Genomic DNA, 15,781 nt, shown 5'->3' on the forward strand with positions numbered 1-15,781 from the left:
AAAGCCCGGGTCTTTTTTGTCTTCCGGCAAAAAATCGCGCATAAGCGGTCTTTCCGCACTTGATTTTCCCCGGAAATCCGGGAAACGTGCCGCCGGGGTGACGGACAAGTCCGCTGCCGACAGAGTCAGACAAAGGGACACGACATGAACAAGAACGATCTGGTCACGCAGGTCGCCGAGAAGGCGTCGCTCAACAAGGCGCAGGCCGGTGCGGCCGTCGACGCGGTCTTCGCGACGATCACCGAAGCGTTGAAGGTGGGCGATGAAGTTCGCATCGTCGGCTTCGGCAACTTCGTTGTGACCGAGCGCGCCGCTTCCGAGGGTCGCAACCCGCAGACCGGCGAGCCGCTCAAGATCGCTGCCTCCAAGCAGCCGAAGTTCCGCGTGGGCAAGGGCCTCAAGGACGCGGTCAACGGCTGACCTCTTTGATCGGCCCGGTCCACAAACGGACTGGGCCGATGGAAATTTGAATGGCGCGACCGGTAACGGTCGCGCCCTTTTTGTTTTCCGTCTCACTCACTCGAAGGCGGAGGACTCGGTCTTGCAATCGGTCGACTGAGTCGGTAGAGCAGGGGGCCAATCGCCTTCGAGGCGGTCGTGGCGGGCGGTTAGCTCAGTTGGTAGAGCGCCAGTTTTACACACTGGATGTCGGCGGTTCGAGACCGTCACCGCCCACCATTTTCAATACATCGGTGAAGTTTTGGGGTTGGTCGGCTGAGCGTGATGTCGCGCCCTGCGTTGAGGTAGAGCGATGCCTTTGCGGTACTCCGTACAACGAGGCAAGCGCCGCTGAATTCGCTGGCTCCGGGGTTGTCAGAGACCTACACCCTCACGCCGCAGAGATAGCTGTACCTTCCTCGAACATTCGAGTGACGTCCTCCGCCGGTACCGGCTTTCCCAGCAGGAAGCCCTGTACCGTGTCGCAGCCCTCTGCGCGCAGGCGCTCGAACTGCTGCTCGCTCTCCACACCCTCGGCCGTGGTGGCAATGTTCAGGCTGGATGACAGGCCGGCGACGGCCCGGACGATGGCGAGCGATTCCCGGTCATCTTCCCCGAGGTCGGCGACGAAGGAACGGTCGATCTTGATCCGGTCGAAGCGGAACTGACGCAGATAGCCGAGGCTCGAATAGCCGGTGCCGAAGTCGTCCATAGCGATTCGAGCGCCGATCTCGTGCAGTCGCTGCAAAATGGCGAGGGTCGTTGAGGTGTCAGCGATCAGCACGCGTTCGGTGATCTCGATCTCCAGCCGGTCAGCTTCCAGGCCAGAAGCAGCAAGCGCCGAAACCACTTGATCGGCGAAGGTCCTGTCGCGGAACTGAACCGGCGAGACGTTGACAGCAATGGTGATGTAGCCCGGCCAACTCGCTGCATCGCGGCATGCCTGCTCCATGACCCATTGGCCGATCGGAACGATCAGCCCCACTTCCTCGGCCAACCAGATGAAGTCGTTGGGAGGAACGAGGCCCCGCGTTGGATGGTTCCAGCGAAGAAGCGCCTCGAAGCCGATGATCTCGCGATTTTCCATGCTGAACATCGGTTGATAGTGGAGACAAAGCTCCTGCGAGACCAAGGCCCTGCGCAGTTCCAGTTCAAGCAGGCGCCGCGTCTGAGAACGCAGGCTCATTTCATCGTGGAAGAAACGGTAGACGCCACGGCCGTCGGCCTTGGCCGTATAGAGCGCCATGTCGGCGTTTTTGAGCAGGGTATCGGCGTTGCTGCCATCGAGCGGGGCTATGGCGATGCCAACACTGGCACCGATGATGAGCTGCTGGCCTTCGATCTCGTAGGGCTCCCCGACGATTCGAACGATGCGGCGGGCGAGATCGCTGGCAGCTTCTGGCTGGTGAACAGGCCCCAGCTGAATGATGGCAAATTCATCGCCGCCAAAGCGCGCGGCGATGTCGTTCTGGCTGATGCACGACCTCAAACGTTTGGCGACCGCCTGCAGGAGCGCGTCCCCGACCGGGTGGCCGAGGGTGTCGTTGACGTTCTTGAACCGATCCAGGTCGATGCAGAGCACGGCGACGTTTTTCTCGTCCGCAAGTTCGGTCAGTGCTCCCTCAAGACTGTCGCGGAATAGGAGGCGGTTACCGAGGTCGGTGAGCGCGTCGTGGCGTGCCATATGGCGAATCTTTTCCTCGACGCGACGACGCGCCGTGATGTCCTCGTGGATGGCGATCCAGCCACCGCCGGCGATGCTCTGAATGCCTAATGCCAGGATACGGTTGTCGCCGGTCTCATATACCAAATGGGTCGCGGCCCCGTGGTCGGAGCGAACTTCGCTCAGAACGTCAGCGATCGGAGTGTAGATGTCCGCGTGGCGCGCCGCGTCACCGAAGATCTCACGGCAGGTGCGGCCGCGCAGGGTGTCCTCTGGCTCCAGGCCATACATGTCGCAAAATATGCGGTTGCAGATGATGAGGCGATCCGAGGCGTCAAACATCGAGAGACCGACAGGCATGTTGGCGACCGCGGCCCTAAGGCGTTCCCATTCCCGCTCGGCATTATGGGCGAACTCCCGGCTATGGATCAGAGCATCGCGATAACCGGCAAGTGCGAGCACCAGCACGCCGATTTCGTCGCGCCGCGGTGTCGGTTCGGGAATAGGTGTCGTGTGGTCGCCCACCGTCAGCCGGCGCATGGCATGGGCGATGCTTTGGAGCGGACCGGACACGTTGCGCTGGACCCAGAAGATCGTAGCTAGCGCGGCTAGGCTGGCAACGACCAGCACCAGGAGCGATTGGCCGACAGCCCGCGAAACGGCACTAGAGGCTCGCGCAGCGGCGTCTTCCGATTGGGCCTTGGCATAGGCGATGAGATTCTCAAGCTCTTTTACGGCTGCCTGATACTGGAGCCGAGTCGTGCCGTTGGCAAACTCGGTGGCCTCTTCCAGCTCACCGCTCTCGATTGCATCGTTCACCTGATTGAGCGAAGCGAGATAGATGTCCCAGGCATGCGAGAATATGGCGAACAGCCGCTCTTCGTCCGGCGAACTGATCGTGGTCTTGAAGCTCGCCGATGCATCTTGCAGCTCTAGACGGGTTTGTTTGAGGTTGGCATCGATCTCGGCCAGGTTCCGATAGTCGATAACCTGCAGGCGCCGCATGACGACAAGATTGTGCTGTAAGGCAAGACGGCGCAACTTCTCCAGCAGTTCCACCTGCGGCAGCCGGACTTCGCGAATCTCGGTCGTGACCTTGTTGACCGATATAACCTGAACGACACCCAACGTACTGACCGCGGCGATCAGCAATAAGACAAAAACGAGCGCGCCGGACAACTTGGTCCGGATGCTCGCATCTCTTACGCTACCGGTCAGATCTTCATGCCAGTTCATCGGTCTCGGGGGCTCCTGTCGAGTGCTCGGGCGACCTCAGTGAAGATAACTGAAACGCTTCCAAAATCCGTAGTTGGTATGAAACCGCTCGTAAGACTTATAAATCTCCGCGAATCTCGGGCTGGTTGCCATCTCCTCGTCAGCGACAGATCTCCACGCGGCTTCGAAAGTAAGCAGGAGATCGGGTGACCATCGACGGAGCTTGATGCCTCGCTTCTTGATGTCATCAAGCGCGTCCATCTGCATCTTTTCTGCCCGGCCAATAGTGTCGCGCATGACCGCGGCGCAGACAGTTTCAATCGTCTCCTGCTGCTTTGTCGTCAGCGCGCGCCATGTCGCGTCGCTGAAGTAAAGCTCGAAGAGGGTAGAGGGTTGATGCCAACCTGGAAAATAATAGTATTTTGCAACATTTTGAAGGCCAAGCGTCAAGTCCATGGACGGAAGCGAGTATTCGGCCGCTTCGATGTCGCCTTTTTTAATGGCATCAACGATATCGCTGGGCGATATTTGCACCACGTTGGCGCCGAGCCGGGCAAGAACTCGACCGCCGAGGCCGAAGAATCGGATTTTCAGACCCTTCAGGTCGTCAGCGCTGCGGATTTCCTTCGAAAACCAACCGGCCCCTTCTGGCGGAAGCACCATGCAAGGTACGTTATAGATGCCGTAACTTGAGAATAGATCACGAGATAGGGTAAGTCCGCCCCCCTCGAACAGCCAGGCCATGTATTCGACGGTATCCGGCCCGAAGGGAATGGAACTCAGCAGTTCGAATGCGCTGTCGTGTCCGGCGAATTGGCCTGCTGTCGACCAAGCGGCCTCGATCTTGCCGGCGCTAACGCGATCCATTGTATCGGAGGTCGGCGCCAAGTCGCCCGGGACGTGAAACACAAGTTTGACTTCGCCGTCGGTCAGGCTGTCCACTTCTTCGCTCAGGCGGCCCGTCGCTTCGGAGAATAGCGGCATCGACATGGGGAAAGTGCTGGCGACGTGGATCACTGTTGCGCCGTTTGCAAATGCAAACGTCGCGAGGCTGGCGGTTAATGCCAGTCCAGCGATCACCAACAGTCTGATCATTCGCTCCCCCGAACGCACACAACCATCTGCTAAAGGCTGACCAACATATGCGTAGATTGCTAGATAACGGTTAACCTGCCAGCATGCAGTAATGCGTCCTCGCTAATACGCCAGGAGACGTCGTTTCGCGCAGAAAATCAACTCCGTTTTGATTTTCGCCCTTGGCACGTGGCGATATCGACGCCTTTCGGAGGAGAGGAAGTCTGAGAAACATCCGTCGGCTCAATCGGTGGTATATGGTTTCTACCTGTAGAACCTTCTGTGTTTGTGGATATTTACGTATTCGACGGGGAGGCTCGACCCGTTCGGGCTTCGCGACGAATTGATGGCCCGCAGGAAAACCTGCCTCGCATGACCAGAGGAAATCGAGTATCAGTCGATGCCCGATTGGTAGAGGCCACATGGACGCGAACGTAACCCTGATCGCAGCATTCGGCGCTGGACTGCTCTCGTTTGTGAGCCCCTGCGTGCTGCCGCTCGTTCCGCCCTATCTCGGGTTCCTGACCGGCGCGTCGATCGAGGAATTGACCGGCGAGGAGATGAGCCATCTCGCCGCCAAACGGCGCGTCGCTGAGGTGGCGCTGTCATTCGTCTTTGGCTTTACCTGCGTCTTCGTAGCCCTTGGAGCCACCGCTTCGGTGTTCGGTCAGCTTCTTCGACAATGGTCGGAAGTTCTCGGAATCGTGGCCGGTGCGTTCATCGTCTTGATGGGGCTGCATTTTCTGGGGCTGTTTCGGGTGGCGCTGTTCTATCGCGAGGCTCGCTTTCATCATTTCCAGGCCAAGGCTGGCCTGGGCGGAGCGTTTTTGCTCGGGCTCGCTTTTGCGTTCGGCTGGACGCCGTGCATCGGTCCGGTGCTCGCCACCATCCTGTCGGTCGCCGGTAGCCGCGATACCGTCGGTGACGGCGCGTTGCTGCTCGCCGTCTATTCCCTTGGTCTCGGGGTTCCTTTCCTGATCGCCGCGCTGTTCGCGGCTCGTTTCGTGCTGTTCATGCGCCGTTTCCGCTGCCATTTTCCGTTGGTCGAGCGAGCTATGGGCGGCGTGCTGGTTATCACCGGCGCGCTGTTCCTGTCAGGCGGCATGCAGCGCGCGTCGTTCTGGCTTTTAGAAAACTTCCCGGCTCTCTCCACGATCGGTTGAAACCGTTCCAGGCAGGGGCAGGGCGGCAACAGCGGCGGCTTTTTGGAGAGATCGGTCGATGACCGGCCAAAAGCCACTTTCCCCACCGCCCGTATTTGATCTAGAAGCACAGACCCGCCTGTCGGCGCGGGGCGAAAACCGCCGACTTCAACGACCATACCGAGGTCAACCCCATGAGCAATAACGAGTTCCACAAGATCAAGCGCCTCCCGCCGTATGTCTTCGAGCAGGTCAACCGGCTCAAGGCTGCCGCGCGAGCTTCGGGCGCAGATATTGTCGACCTCGGCATGGGCAATCCTGATCTGCCCACCGCGCGTCACGTTGTCGACAAGCTGATAGAAACGGTGCAGCGGCCCGATACGCACGGCTATTCCGCTTCGCGCGGCATTGGCGGCCTTCGGAAAGCGCAGGCGGCCTACTACGCCCGCCGCTTCGGCGTGAAGCTCAACCCCGATACGCAGATCGTGGCGACGCTGGGTTCCAAGGAGGGCTTTGCCAACATGGCGCAGGCCATCACCGCGCCCGGCGATGTCATCCTCTGCCCCAATCCCTCCTATCCGATCCACGCCTTCGGCTTTCTGATGGTCGGTGGCGTCATCCGCTCGGTGCCGGTGACGCCGGGGCCGGAATTTTTCCATGCGCTTGAACGGGCTGTGACGCACTCCATCCCGAAGCCGCTCGCGCTTGTGCTCTGCTATCCGTCGAATCCGACGGCCGAGGTGGTCGAACTCGACTTCTACAAGGACGTGGTGGCCTTCGCACGCAAGCACGAGGTGTTCGTGCTCTCCGATCTGGCCTATTCGGAGATATATTTCGATGGCGTTCCTCCGCCATCGATACTACAGGCGCCGGGTGCCATGGATGTCTGCGTCGAGTTCACGTCGATGTCCAAGACCTTCTCCATGGCTGGCTGGCGCATGGGCTTTGCCGTGGGCAACGAGCGGCTGATCGCCGCGTTGGCGCGCGTCAAGTCCTATCTCGATTACGGCGCCTTCACGCCCATTCAGGTGGCCGCGACGGCCGCTCTCAACGATCCGGATGCCGACGTTCATATCGAAGAGGTGCGCCAGACCTATAAGCGTCGCCGCGATGTCATGGTGGAGAGCTTCGGTCGGGCCGGTTGGGATATTCCCGTGCCGCGCGCTTCGATGTTCGCCTGGGCGCCGTTGCCGGAGCGGTTCAAATCGCTCGGCAGTTTGGAGTTCTCCAAGCTGCTGATTGAGAAGGCGGAAGTCGCCGTCGCGCCCGGCGTTGGTTTCGGAGAGCAGGGCGACGATTACGTCCGTATCGCCCTCGTCGAGAACGAGCAGCGCATTCGGCAAGCGGCGCGCGGGCTCCGTCGATTCTTCGACACGGCCGACGAAACCATGCATAACTATGCACCGATCAGCCATACCAGCTGATCCGCTTCGGCCCTCCAGAGCAATTTCGGCAAAGGTGTATCGCGGCTTTGCGACAGGAATTGCATGAGAACAAATAGATAGAGCATTTCCGGCGAATCCGTTCTCCGGAAATGCTCTGGCAGACAGAGAGTTTCGGAAAGCACCATGGGTAAACCGCTTCGCCTTGGCATCGCCGGTCTCGGGACCGTCGGCGCGTCCGTCGTTCGCATCGTCCAGTCCAATCTCAGCTCGCTGACGCTGAGAGCCGGTCGGCCGGTGGCGATCACGGCCGTGTCGGCGCGTGACCGCAACCGCGATCGAGGCATCAACGTGAGCGGGTTTGCCTGGTACGACGATCCGGTGGCCATGGTTGCTGATCCGAACGTCGACGTGGTGATCGAACTGATCGGCGGTGCATCCGGCGCCGCCGAAAATGTGGTGCGCTCGGCGCTTGCCGCCGGCAAGCCGGTGATCACCGCCAATAAAGCGCTGCTTGCCCGGCATGGCGTCGAACTCGCCCGGCTCGCGGAAGCGGCCGGCCTTTCGATAGGGTTCGAGGCAGCGGTAGCCGGCGGTATTCCGGTGATCAAGACGCTCAAGGAAAGCCTTGCCGGCAATACCGTCACCGGCATCGTCGGCATTTTGAACGGCACCTGCAACTACATCCTGACCCGGATGGAGAAGGAGCATCTGTCCTTCGAGACCTGTCTCGCCGAAGCGCAGCGGCTGGGTTATGCCGAGGCCGACCCGACCTTCGACGTTGGCGGCTTCGACACCGCCCACAAGCTCGCCATCCTGACGAGCCTTGCCTTTGGCACGGAACTCGACGCGGACGCCATTTATGTCGAGGGCATCACCTCGATTTCGCTCGACGATATCAAGGCGGCCGAGGAACTGGGCTACCGCATCAAGCTTCTGGGCGTGGCACGCCGGACCGACAGCGGCATTGAAGCACGAGTCAATCCGGCCATGGTCCCCAAGAAATCGGTGGTGGCGCAGACGTCCGGCGTTCTCAATGCCGTCGCTTTCGACGGCGATGCGCTCGGCGAGGTGGTGCTGGTTGGTCCCGGCGCCGGTGGCAACGCCACGGCATCATCGGTGATCGCCGACATCGTCGATGCCGCGCGCGGCCATCGGACCCCGGTATTCGGATTGCCGGTGAACGAACTCATGCCTTACCAAAAGGCCGAGATTCAGGCACACAAGGGCGGTTACTACGTGCGCCTTTCCGTCTACGACCGGCCCGGCGCCTTCGCCGGCATCGCCAAGAGCATGGCCGATCGCGACATCTCGCTCGAATCCATCGTTCAGCATCGACGCTCGGTCGACGACGATGCCGCCGGCCATACTGGTGCACCGCAGCCGGTGGTGCTCATCACCTATGCCACGCGCGAGACGGAAATCCGCGCCGCGCTCGCGGCCATCGAGGCGGCTGGTCATATCGCAGAGAAGCCGACGCTGATCCGCATCGAAAGCCTGTAGGGCTCCTGTCGGGGCAGCGTTAATTTCCAGGTCCCACTATCGGAATGCTGCTATCGACTTTTTGCATGTCTAATGGTTAAACAGGCGGCCGGTCTCGGTAAGTGGCGGTATTTCGCCAAGTATGTGCACTGCCGCCTCATAACCGCATGGTTAATCCGCGCGCGGAATATCCGTATTGCGTCCTATGGCGCATTGACCTCTATCGTCGGTTCTTCCTACCTCGATAAGGTATCGACCGGGTTTCCTCCCCGTTCGCGCGCGGCTCCCAAGACCTCCACTGGCCGCAGCGACGAATTCGGTCGGCTGTCCGAACCGCGGGTTGTTTCATGTCGCAAAAGTTCTCCAATTCTCTTGATCGTATTCTAACCCTGGAGGTTGTTCGGGTTACCGAACGTACGGCCATGGCCGCCGCCCGTCAGCGGGGTCATGGAGACGAGCGCGCTGCCGATCAGGCGGCCGTCGACGCCATGCGATCCGAGCTTAACCAGTTGCCTGTTCAGGGCACGATCATGATCGGCGAGGGAGAGCGCGACGAAGCGCCGATGCTCTACATCGGCGAAGAAGTGGGCACCGGAAAGGGGCCACGGGTCGACATCGCCGTCGACCCGCTCGAAGGCACATCGATGTGTGCCAAGAACCAGACCAATTCTCTAGCGTGCATAGCGATCGCCGAGCAGGGTGGGTTGCTGAACGCGCCGGACGTCTACATGGACAAGATCGCCATCGGCCCCGGATTTCCGGCTGGCGTGGTCGATCTCGATGCCACGCCGACTGAAAACATCAGGGCCCTGGCCAAAGCCAAGGGCGTGCCGGTATCGGCGATCACGGCTTGCATCCTCGACCGGCCGCGCCATGCCCGGTTGATCGACGAGGTGCGTGGGCTTGGAGCTTCCATTCGCCTGATCGGTGATGGTGATATCGCCGGCATCATCCAGACCACCGACTCCGAGGAGACCAGCATCGACATCTATCTTGGTGTCGGTGGGGCACCGGAGGGCGTGCTCGCGGCGGCGGCGTTGCGCTGCCTCGGCGGCCAGATGCAGGGACGGCTGATGATCAACCGCCCCGATCAGATCGAGCGTGCTCGACGCATGGGCATCGAGGACGTCACCAAGAAGTACAGCATGGAAGAGATGGCGCAGGGCGACGTGCTGTTTGCCGCCACCGGCGTCACCAAGGGCAATCTGCTCGACGGCGTGCGCTTCAAGGGTGGCAAAATCATTACCGACACGGTGGTCATGCGTTCCTGGACGGGCACGGTCCGTCGCATCAAGGCCGAGCACATCGACCGCGATAAGGTCGACGCCATCTGAACATTCGAACCGTTGCTGGAAAGGGGCGCTCCGGTGGGGCGCCCCTTCGTCAATTCAGCCTTTTGTCGCGCCCAGTTCGGATGCGATCCGGCGCAGGGCATCGACCAGCACCTCCGATGTCTGGGCGCCGGAGATTGCAAACTTGTTCTCGACTACGACGGTCGGCACGCCGGTAATGCCAATATGGCTGGCATGAGCGATCTCAGCCTTGACCACGTCGAGGTCCGCGCTGTCCTCTAGCTTCATGGTCACCTCGTCGCCGTCGAGGCCCACCTGTTCGGCGGCGGCGATCAGCGTATCGGCTTGGGTAAGGTCGCCGCCTTCTTCGAAGAACAGCGAGAACAATCGCTCCAACATGGCATCGCCCAGTCCTTCGGCGGCCGCCCAACGGACGAGGCGATGGGCATTGAGCGTATTGGGTGTCTTCTCGATCAGATCGAAGGCGTAGCTGATACCGACGTCGGTGCCGAGATCGAAAAGCCGGGCGTGTGCCTCATCCAGTGCGTCCGCGCTGCCGAATTTTCCGATGATGTATTCCTCGCGATCGACGCCCTCGGCCGGAATGGTCGGATCGAGTTGGAACGGCCGATAGCGGACCTCGATGTCGAGATCGTCGAGGTCGGCGATCGCCGCGTCGAGCCGGCGCTTGCCAAGGAAGCACCAGGGACAGACGACATCGACGATGACGTCGAGTTGGAGCTTGGCTTTCTGCATAGGCACTCCTCGAATGATTGCCTGTGGGGTGGTGGCATTCCGGCCACCCTACCACCGATTACGGACGAGGGCGGACACGGACTCGACCAATGTTTCATGGCAGAGGAGCGGTGCACCCCGTTACATAACGGCCGGTTATAGAGGGCCCGACGTGATTGAGAACCGTATCAAGCATAGGCATCTGAGTTCTTTCGTGGAAGTCGCCCGCCTGAAAAGCATTGGCAAGGCGGCGGTGTCGCTGTCCATCAGCCAACCGGCGGTGTCGAAAACCATCCGCGAACTCGAGGAAATTCTCGGGGTGGAGCTGTTCGATCGCAGCCACCGTTCGGTGGTGCTTTCCTATTATGGCGAGGTATTCCTGCGCTTTGCCAGTGCATCGATCGCCGCGCTGCGCCAAGGCGTCGAATCGGTCGAGCTGGCGCTACAACAAGGTGCATCCATCGTTCGGGTTGGGGCGCTCGCTTCGGCGTCGTCGCGTGTTCTGCCGGAGGCAGTGTCGCGTTTTCTCAGTGTCAGCATTGGAACGACACCGCAGATCATAACCGCCGATAACGTGTCCATTCTCAATCAATTGCGGGGTGGCGAACTGGATTTTGCGCTGGGACGCATGGGCTCGCCCTCGGACATGGTCGGCCTTGCCTTCGAGCATCTCTACACCGAGCGCGTCGCGGTGGTGGCGCGTCGGGAACATCCATTGTTCGCTCAAGGGGCCAAGCTGGGTCGCCTGTCCGATTATGTCGTCGTGGTGCCGCCGCCGGGTTCGATCATCCACGACCATGCCGTCGAACTCCTGATCCGCCTCGCGGTTGGGCCGCGGCTTCGACACATCGATACGGTGTCGACGGTATTCGGTCGGAGATTCGCTATCGGTAGCGATGCCATCTGGATCGCCCATTATGGCGAGGTGGTCGGCGATCTTGTGGCCGGCACGCTGCGCGAGTTGCCGGTCGATACGTCCGATACCTTTGGGCCGCTGGGGCTCATCGTTCGCTCAGGCGTGCCTCTTGCGCTGGGCGCCGAGCTGATGATGGCGGCCATCCGCGAGGTGGCAGGCGAAGTGCGGGCCGAGGGGGAGCATTGACGCTTTGGCGGGGTTAACCGGCGCGGATCAACCGCACAGCCTCGTCGCGGCCGAAAAGGTAAAGCAGCAGCCGCAAGGCCTCTCCGCGTGAGCCGGCGAGGCCGGCGTCGCGGGCGAGCAGCAGCGACGCGTCATCGCGCGCCGTTTCCATCAGCGCGCCGTGATGTTCGGCCCTTACGAAGCGAAAACCGGGCATGCCGCTTTGCCGGGTACCCAGGAGCTCACCGCCGCCCCTCAGCTTCAGGTCTTCTTCCGCGATGCGGAAACCGTCTTCTGTGTCGCGCATGACAGTCAGCCGGGCTTTGGCCGTTTCGCCGAGCGGCCCTTTGTAGAGCAGTACGCAGGCTGACGACTTTTCGCCACGCCCGACTCGGCCGCGCAACTGGTGAAGTTGGGCCAGGCCGAAGCGCTCGGCATGCTCGATGACCATGACGGTGGCGTCCGGGACGTCGACCCCCACCTCGATCACCGTGGTGGCCACCAGGATGTGCGCCTCACCGCTCTTGAAGCGAGCCATGGCGGCGTCCTTTTCGACTGCCTTCATGCGGCCGTGGACGAGGGCCACGTCGTCACCAAAGTACTGTCTGAGATCGGCGTAGCGCTCCTCCGCGGCGGCCAGATCGATGCTTTCGCTCTCTTCAACCAGCGGGCACACCCAGTAGATCTTGGCGCCTTCCAACCGGATAGCCGAGGTGATGCGCTCGACGATTTCGCCGATGCGCTCTTGCGGCACGGTGACGGTGGCGATCGGTTTGCGGCCGGCCGGCTTTTCGGTCAGGCGAGAGACGTCCATGTCGCCGAAATAGGCAAGCATCAGCGTGCGCGGAATGGGCGTCGCCGTCATGACGAGAAGGTCGGTGGTCGGTCCCTTGGCCGACAGCGCCAGCCGTTGATGGACGCCGAAGCGGTGCTGTTCATCGACGACGGCCAGCGTCAGGTTGCGGAATTCCACCGCCGACTGGAACAGCGCGTGAGTGCCGACGACGACGTCGACCTCGCCGGCGGCAATCCGTTCCAGCGTCTCGCGTCGGCTTTTCGCTCGGTCGCCGCCGGTCAGAAGGGCGAGCCTGAGGCCTGCCGTTTCGGCCAGGTTGGCCATGGAATGGGCGTGCTGGCGGGCGAGTAGTTCGGTCGGCGCCATCATCGCCACCTGCCCACCGGCCTCTACGGCCGCTGCCGCGGCAAACAGGGCCACCATGGTCTTTCCCGACCCAACATCGCCCTGGATGAGCCGCACCATGCGTGACGGCGCCGAAAGGTCGGCGACCACGTCGATGATGGCGGAGTCCTGAGAACTTGTGAGACGAAAGGGCAGGGCATCGCGAAGGCGACCGGCGATGTTGCCGTTGGGCAGGCTCGGCCGGTTGACCGTGCCTTTGAGCTGGCGCCTTACGAGGGCTAAGGCCAACTGGTTGGCGAGCAGTTCATCATAGGCGAGGCGGGCAAGGGCAGGGCTTGGCTCGTCGGTCTCCTCGGCAGCTTCAGGCTTGTGCAGATACCGTAGGGCCTCGGCAAAGGACGGCCAGCCTTCACGGCGGCGATGCGCATCGTCGAGCCATTCCGGCAATGCAGGCAAGTGAGCGAGCGCCGCATCGGCCAGACGGGCGAGCAATCGGCCGCCTACACCCTCGGTCATCGGGTAGACCGGCTCGATACGTGGCAGTTTGTCCGCCTCGGCCTCAAGCACCACATGGTCGGGATGGGTCATCTGTGGCGCGCCGTTGAAGCGCTCGATGCGGCCGGAGATCAGCACCGTTTCTCCGACCGGATAGAGTTTCTCCAGCCAGCCTTTGTCGGCGCGGAAGTAGGTGACGGTGAGTTCGCCACTCTCATCGTGGACGGCGATGCGGTAGGGCGCCCGCGACTGCGCGGGCGTCGGACGATGTCGGTCAACATGGACCCGCAGCGTAACGATCGCCCCCTCCGGTGCCGATTCGATCAGAGCCTCATGACTCCGATCAATGACCCCGGTCGGGATGTGGAACAGGAGGTCGAGTACCACGGCACCGCGTGCCGCCTCGCCGCCGGGGCCGAGCAGTTTCTCCAGCTTGGGCGCTGTGCGCGGGCCAACGCCGGGAAGCGAGGTGAGTGGCTGAAAAAGCGGATTGAGGAGATCGGGACGCATGGCGCGGGATGTTATGGCATCCGCCCAAAAAGTTGCAGACTTTTCGGATAGGAGAATTCTGGGAAAATGAACGTCCCCAAAGGCTGTGTCCTTTCAGAGGGACAGGCTCAACCGGCATCCCGAAAAAAAGACGGACGCCCGAGGGCGTCCGGAAATCTGGCCGACGAAATGGCCGGCGGCTCTTCAATATCCTAATCTCTAATCTACGGCTGAGCGGCTGAATGAATGCCGCGACCACAGTTTCTCTAGCTGCCGCAGGTGAGAGTTTTGTGACGACCGGCGCGGTGCGCGTATCAGCTCAACCGCCGCCGATGCTCGACAGCGGAGCGGTCAGCGGCTATGTCGAAACATCCCCTCGTCTTTTTTAGCGTTCAGATACAATGATCGTCGACAGCCATTGCCACCTAGATTTTCCTGATTTCGCCGGCGAAACGGACGCGCTGATCGCCCGCGCGGCGGCGGCCGATGTGCGGCTCATGGTGACCATCGGCACGCGCGTCCGCGATTTTAGCAAGGTCCGGGCCATCGCAGAGGCGCACCCACAGGTCTATTGCACGGTTGGCACCCATCCGCACGAAGCGGAGAAGGAAGCGGAAATTGCCGTTGCCGAGCTGGTGGAGCTCGCCGGTCATTCCAAGGTAATCGGTATTGGCGAGGCCGGACTCGACTATTTCTATGATTCCTCGCCGCGCGATGTGCAGGCAGAGGTTTTCCGCCGCCATATCGCGGCGGCCCGGATCACCGGCCTGCCGATCTGCATTCATTCGCGCGACGCCGACGCCGACATGGCCACTATTTTGGAAGAGGAGTCGGCGAAGGGGGCCTTTCCGATTCTCCTGCACTGCTTCTCATCCGGTCGCGAGCTGATGGAGCGGGCAAGGGCGCTTGGCGCCTTCTTCTCCTTTTCCGGCATCCTGACGTTCAAGCGCTCCGATGATCTCCGCGCCATCGCCCGCGACGTGCCGGACGACCGCCTTCTGGTCGAAACCGATGCGCCTTATCTGGCGCCGCTGCCTTGGCGTGGTAAGCGCAACGAGCCGGCCTACGTGGCGCATACGGCCAAGGTGCTCGCCGAAGTGAAGGGCGTTACGCCGGAGGAGATGGCGGCGGCGACGACCGCCAATTTCGCCCGTCTGTTCGCCAAAGTACCGCGCGAGGCGTTCGCATCATGACCGAACGCATGCGTTTCACCGTCCTCGGCTGCGGCGCCTCGCCTGGCGTGCCGCGCATCGGCAACGATTGGGGCGCTTGCGATCCCAAAGAGCCGCGCAACCGGCGTCTACGGTCGTCGCTGATGGTCGAGCGGTTCAGCGCGGACGGTGGGATCACCCGCATTATTGTCGACACCGGCCCGGATTTTCGCGAGCAGGTTCTGCGAGCGGATGTCGGCGAGGCCGACGCGGTGCTGTACACCCACTCGCATGCCGATCATATCCACGGCATCGACGAGCTCCGCCAGTTCTTTCACAACAGCGGTCACCGCGTGCCAATCTACGCCGACGAGGAGACGGCGACCCGGCTGAAGGAAGCCTTCGGCTATTGTTTCGAGACGCCGCTGGGGTCCGGCTATCCTCCCATCGTCACCGAGCATAGGGTCGTCGCGGGGGAAGCCTTCTCGATCGAAGGTAAGGGTGGTTCCATCGAGGTGATGCCCTACGTGCAGACGCATGGCGATATCAACAGCATCGGCTATCGCTTCGGCGCGCTGGCCTATTCGTCCGATGTCAGCTCCATTCCCGACGAAAGCTGGCCGCTGATTGACGGTATCGACGTGTTCATCGTCGACGCGTTGCGCTATCGGCCACACGTCAGTCATTTCTCGGTCGATCAGGCGATTGAAGCTGGCCATCGCACCGGCGCGAAGCTGATCGTCCTTACCCACATGCATCATGATCTCGACTACCGCACCTTGGTCGCCGATCTTCCGGCCGGTGTCGTGCCGTCCTTCGATGGCATGGTGTTAGAGGCCGGCAAGGTGGTCGATCCGGCTGCGTGACGCAAATGTGGCGACGTTACGAAGAATTGGGCGGCGTGCCATACTTTTGACTCGCACTTAAATTCGCCTGAAACAATCATGAAGAAATAATGTCGCGATTCCGGGCTTTTCGCATGGCTGGCTTGCGTAGCTGAT

Annotated in this window: 12 protein-coding genes and 1 tRNA gene; 9 read left to right on the forward strand and 4 right to left on the reverse strand. The window is 61.5% G+C overall.

The window, feature by feature from the left end; genetic code table 11:
• Positions 1-144: 144 nt before the first annotated feature.
• Together AB6N07_RS14635 and AB6N07_RS14640 are read left to right on the forward strand one after the other, a co-directional pair.
• Positions 145-420 (forward strand): HU family DNA-binding protein, encoded by a 276-nt coding sequence (locus AB6N07_RS14635; RefSeq protein WP_026791293.1) that lies wholly within the window; start codon positions 145-147, stop codon positions 418-420.
• A 182-nt stretch (positions 421-602) separates the two neighbouring features.
• Positions 603-678, forward strand: a tRNA-Val gene (locus AB6N07_RS14640).
• A gap of 151 nt (positions 679-829) precedes the next feature.
• On the opposite strand, the gene AB6N07_RS14645 is transcribed toward AB6N07_RS14640, so the two are convergent.
• Both AB6N07_RS14645 and AB6N07_RS14650 read right to left on the reverse strand, forming a co-directional pair.
• Complete coding sequence (locus AB6N07_RS14645; protein ID WP_370673823.1) at positions 830-3,337, reverse strand: EAL domain-containing protein; 2,508 nt, start codon at positions 3,335-3,337, stop codon at positions 830-832.
• A 36-nt stretch (positions 3,338-3,373) separates the two neighbouring features.
• Positions 3,374-4,411, reverse strand: a complete 1,038-nt coding sequence (locus AB6N07_RS14650) for a TRAP transporter substrate-binding protein (protein WP_370673824.1) — start codon at positions 4,409-4,411, stop codon at positions 3,374-3,376.
• Between the two features lie 401 nt (positions 4,412-4,812).
• Between AB6N07_RS14650 and AB6N07_RS14655 the strand changes: the two genes are divergently transcribed.
• The 4 genes from AB6N07_RS14655 to glpX all read left to right on the forward strand — a co-directional run bounded on the left by AB6N07_RS14655 (position 4,813) and on the right by glpX (position 9,730).
• Positions 4,813-5,553 carry a cytochrome c biogenesis CcdA family protein gene (locus tag AB6N07_RS14655; protein ID WP_370673825.1) on the forward strand — a complete coding sequence of 247 codons (741 nt, stop codon included), beginning with the start codon at positions 4,813-4,815 and terminating at the stop codon, positions 5,551-5,553.
• A 173-nt stretch (positions 5,554-5,726) separates the two neighbouring features.
• Complete coding sequence (locus AB6N07_RS14660) at positions 5,727-6,956, forward strand: LL-diaminopimelate aminotransferase (protein ID WP_370673826.1); 1,230 nt, start codon at positions 5,727-5,729, stop codon at positions 6,954-6,956.
• A 144-nt stretch (positions 6,957-7,100) separates the two neighbouring features.
• The gene (locus tag AB6N07_RS14665) at positions 7,101-8,417 is read left to right on the forward strand and encodes a homoserine dehydrogenase (RefSeq protein WP_370673827.1); all 1,317 of its coding nucleotides are present in this window, start codon (positions 7,101-7,103) and stop codon (positions 8,415-8,417) included.
• A 326-nt stretch (positions 8,418-8,743) separates the two neighbouring features.
• Complete coding sequence (glpX, locus tag AB6N07_RS14670; protein ID WP_370673828.1) at positions 8,744-9,730, forward strand: class II fructose-bisphosphatase; 987 nt, start codon at positions 8,744-8,746, stop codon at positions 9,728-9,730.
• Positions 9,731-9,784: 54 nt separating this feature from the next.
• On the opposite strand, the gene AB6N07_RS14675 is transcribed toward glpX, so the two are convergent.
• A complete protein-coding gene (locus AB6N07_RS14675; RefSeq protein WP_370673829.1) occupies positions 9,785-10,444 on the reverse strand; it encodes a DsbA family oxidoreductase in 660 nt (219 codons plus the stop codon).
• A gap of 13 nt (positions 10,445-10,457) precedes the next feature.
• Here AB6N07_RS14675 and pcaQ point away from each other — a divergent pair, with 13 nt between their 5' ends.
• Entirely contained in the window at positions 10,458-11,525 is a 1,068-nt protein-coding gene (gene pcaQ / locus AB6N07_RS14680; RefSeq protein ID WP_370673830.1) for a pca operon transcription factor PcaQ, read from the forward strand.
• Between the two features lie 13 nt (positions 11,526-11,538).
• Here pcaQ and recG read toward each other — a convergent pair whose 3' ends face one another.
• Positions 11,539-13,650 (reverse strand): ATP-dependent DNA helicase RecG, encoded by a 2,112-nt coding sequence (recG, locus tag AB6N07_RS14685; RefSeq protein WP_370673831.1) that lies wholly within the window; start codon positions 13,648-13,650, stop codon positions 11,539-11,541.
• A gap of 380 nt (positions 13,651-14,030) precedes the next feature.
• On the opposite strand from recG, the gene AB6N07_RS14690 reads away from it, so the two are divergent.
• Positions 14,031-14,822, forward strand: coding sequence for a TatD family hydrolase (locus AB6N07_RS14690; protein WP_370673832.1), 792 nt, complete (start codon positions 14,031-14,033; stop codon positions 14,820-14,822).
• A complete protein-coding gene (locus tag AB6N07_RS14695; protein ID WP_370673833.1) occupies positions 14,819-15,646 on the forward strand; it encodes an MBL fold metallo-hydrolase in 828 nt (275 codons plus the stop codon). Before AB6N07_RS14690 ends, AB6N07_RS14695 begins: the two co-directional genes overlap by 4 nt.
• Positions 15,647-15,781: the final 135 nt, after the last annotated feature.

This window comes from Pleomorphomonas sp. PLEO, from assembly GCF_041320595.1.
Taxonomy (GTDB): domain Bacteria; phylum Pseudomonadota; class Alphaproteobacteria; order Rhizobiales; family Pleomorphomonadaceae; genus Pleomorphomonas.